Origin of the sequence: Endozoicomonas sp. ONNA2, assembly GCF_024606365.1 — a bacterium.
Taxonomy (GTDB): Bacteria; Pseudomonadota; Gammaproteobacteria; order Pseudomonadales; family Endozoicomonadaceae; genus Endozoicomonas.
On sequence record NZ_JAHHPO010000621.1, the window covers coordinates 1 to 3,371 of the forward strand.

General features: G+C 50.2%; 2 protein-coding genes. Both read right to left on the reverse strand.

Annotation, left to right across the window (positions count from 1 at the left end):
• Positions 1-172 precede the first annotated feature (172 nt).
• A complete protein-coding gene (locus tag KDK14_RS10920; RefSeq protein WP_257265140.1) occupies positions 173-1,312 on the reverse strand; it encodes a hypothetical protein in 1,140 nt (379 codons plus the stop codon).
• A 146-nt stretch (positions 1,313-1,458) separates the two neighbouring features.
• Positions 1,459-3,237 carry an acyl-CoA dehydrogenase C-terminal domain-containing protein gene (locus KDK14_RS10925; protein ID WP_257265141.1) on the reverse strand — a complete coding sequence of 593 codons (1,779 nt, stop codon included), beginning with the start codon at positions 3,235-3,237 and terminating at the stop codon, positions 1,459-1,461.
• Positions 3,238-3,371 lie beyond the last annotated feature (134 nt).

Genomic DNA, 3,371 nt, shown 5'->3' on the forward strand with positions numbered 1-3,371 from the left:
ATCAAAACCGCCGGACTGGCGGGGTTAGTCGGGGGCGCCTAGCCTGTGGAGCGACTGGAACGGGGATAGCGGCTTAAAAACCGCTATCCAGGGAAGGCGTGTTGAAGCAGGAAGGTTCTTGGAGCGATCCAAGAACCCTCGCCCGATAGGGCGGGGAGTGTCAGCAATTGGCCTAATGAACACACAGGCCTTTCCAAAGGCCGTCAATGGGGTTATAACCGCAGTCTTCTCCCTGGATATCTTTCTTTAATATTTCAAATTTAACTATGGGGTCAAAATCAAGGGCCTTAACATAATCACAGTGTTCATTTGGATTGGAAAACCAGCGCAGTTGACCTCTCTCTGGATACTTGCCTCCTTTTCCCTGGGCAAAATACCATTTCTGAGAACCAGAACCGGGCAAACAGTGCTCCATGGTCAGCTTTCCCGATAACCAGCTTAAGCAGAACTGCTCACCTGCCTGTTTATTAAAGAGGGTTTTGGCGACCAGGTCATAGCGCCAGACCTGATGACTGACTGGTTGACAAGCACTTACCTGAACCTTTGCCCCGCCAAAACAGTCGTACTGTCCAACACTATCCATGTGGCACTGTGTTACCGCAAGACAATGATTGCTGCTGAAATCACCCAACTTCAGGTCTTCGGTCAGTTTTGTTGGCTGTGGCTGCCATGGCCAATGATCTGACCAGTACCAGGATTCAACTTCCTGTTGTTTCAGTGCCTGTGCATCCGCTGCAAACCCAGCGCACTCTGTTCTACCAGTAAAAGGACTCAGATAGCATTGATTATCTCCGGTTTCAGAGTCAATAAAGTGAAAAATGACCGGTGAAGCCGTGTTATCTGGCAAGCGTTTTACCAACGCCAGTGGATCAAAGTAATCAACCCGGCTGTAAAGATGATCCTGTTGATTAAAAAACCATAGCTGCTCCAAACTCGCCGGTTGGCAAACCTCCATAGATAGATTGTGCGACAGCCGGGTTAAACATAGATCAGTACTTCGATCCAGTGAGTGAATGTGTTTTTTTTGGAAGTCAAATAGCCACCTCTGTTCTGGTTTTTTTTCATCACACTCACCGAACGTTATTCGGTTGCTGTTAGTGCAGCTATCCGTCAGTCTGCTGTGTTCAGAACTGCAGCCTTCCAGCTCATCCATCACCACCAGACATTGATTGGTATCTTTTTGTTTTAAAAGAAAGTTACTGGCATAAGCCGGAGATTCAAAATTATCACCACAGGCATGATTACCAAAGACCATAAGTGTTAGATAAACGCATACCGAACATAAGGCCCGAAAGGCTGTACTGAGAATCATGGGTATCCCCGACATTCATTTCTTTCAACGCTGCGCGTCAATAATAGCCGATTCAATGGGGAATCAGGATTTATCTATTTTTACTCGTGGTGTTTTAACAGCAAAAACCCCGCAAAGCGGGGTTTTTGGTTTCAGCCAGAATAATCCTAGAATTGATCCGCAGACAAGATAAATAGTTCCTCAGTTCCTGAAAGAGCCGCCGCCGCTGAACTTTCAAAGCGAGGCAGCAGGCGCTTGAAGTAATAGCGTGCAGTCACCTGCTTGGCTTCCAGCCAGGATGGATCTTCACTGCCAGCTGCCAGCTTGCTTGCTGCGGTTTTCGCCATTAATGACCACATCCAGCCATAGGTAACATAGGCAAAAGCATTCAGGTAATCAACACAGGCAGAATTAATGACATTCGGGTCATGTTCAGACTGCGCCAGAAGTTTACCCGTCAGCGCCTCAAGCTTATCAACGGCTGCCAGCAGCTCTTCAGCAAATTCATCATTAGCGCCAACTGAGGCACGAACTTCACTCAGGAATGTTTCAAGATAGGCACCACCGTTCAGGGCAATTTTGCGTCCGAGCAGATCCAGCGCCTGGATACCGTTGGTTCCTTCGTAAATCTGGGTGATACGAACATCCCTGACCAGTTGTTCCTGGCCCCACTCACGAATAAAGCCATGTCCACCAAATACCTGCTGCCCGGCAATACAACTTTCCAGGCCGACATCGGTTAAAAATGCTTTTACGACAGGCGTCAACAACGCCACCAGGGCTGAAGCTTTCTCTTTTTCATGTGCATCATCACTGAACTTGGCAATATCCAGTTGCCCGGCCACATAGGTGGAGAAAGCCCGACCGCCCTCATTCAGGGCTTTCATGTTCAACAGCATCCGCCGGATATCCCCATGAACCATCAATGGGTCAGCCGCTTTATCTTTTTGCACAGCACCACTGGCGGAACGCCCCTGGGTGCGATCCCGGGCATATGCCAGGGCATTCTGGTACGACATCTCACTGCTGCCAAGACCCTGAATGCCCACAAACAAACGTTCGTAATTCATCATGGTAAACATGGCATTCAGGCCTTTATTCAGTTCACCCACCAGATAGCCTTTGGCCCCATCAAAATTCATGACGCAGGTGGCTGAGCCGTTAATGCCCATCTTGTGCTCAATGGAGCCGCAGGCAAGGGCATTTCTTTCCCCCAGAGATCCGTCCTCATTCACCAAAAACTTGGGTACCAGAAACATTGAGATACCTTTGGGCCCGGGAGGTGCATCCGGGAGCTTGGCTAACACAAGGTGGATAATATTTTCGGTAAGGTCATGCTCCCCGCCGGTAATAAAGATTTTGGTACCGGTAATGGCGTAACTGCCATCGCCATTGTCTTCGGCTTTGGTACGGATAATGCCAAGATCAGTGCCAGCATGGGGTTCGGTCAGACACATGGTACCCGCCCATTCACCAGAATACATTGGCGGCAGGTAAGCTTCTTTCAGTGCATCGCAAGCGTGGGCATCAATAGCCAGACTGGCACCGGCTCCCAGGCTGGGGTAAAGCGTGAGTGCCAGGCAGGCACTGCAGACCATTTCATCAAACTGGGCCGCCAGTACCTTGGGCATACCCATACCACCATAAACGGGGTTGCCACCGAGCCCGCTCCAGCCACCTGCAGCAAACAGCTGGTAGGCCTCTTTGAAACCTTCCGGCGTAGTCACCTGACCGCCATCCCATTGACACCCTTCCTCGTCTCCCGAGCGGTTCAAAGGGGCAAGGGTACGGGAAGCCAGTTTGCCTGCTTCTTCCAGAATCGCGTCGGCAGTTTCCCGGTCCACCGTTTCACTGACAGAAGGCCACTTTGCCCACTGCTCAGCTATATTGAAAACGTCGTACATTACGAAGCGCATGTCACGAAGGGGGGCTTTGTACTCGGCCATTCTCTCCACTCCCGGAATTGTTCTTCTAGTCACACAGGCTGTTGATTTCCGTGACGCTATCTTACCCAAAGGGTGCCTGCTTTTCAGCAAAAGACTGTGTTGCAGGAGGCTGTCCGAGAATAGACTGCCCTACG

Coding starts and splice junctions, on each gene's coding strand:
- KDK14_RS10925 (WP_257265141.1), bottom strand. CDS start 3,237: ATGGCCGAGTACAAAGCCCCCCTTCGTGACATGCGCTTCGTAATGTAC.
- KDK14_RS10920 (WP_257265140.1), bottom strand. CDS start 1,312: ATGATTCTCAGTACAGCCTTTCGGGCCTTATGTTCGGTATGCGTTTAT.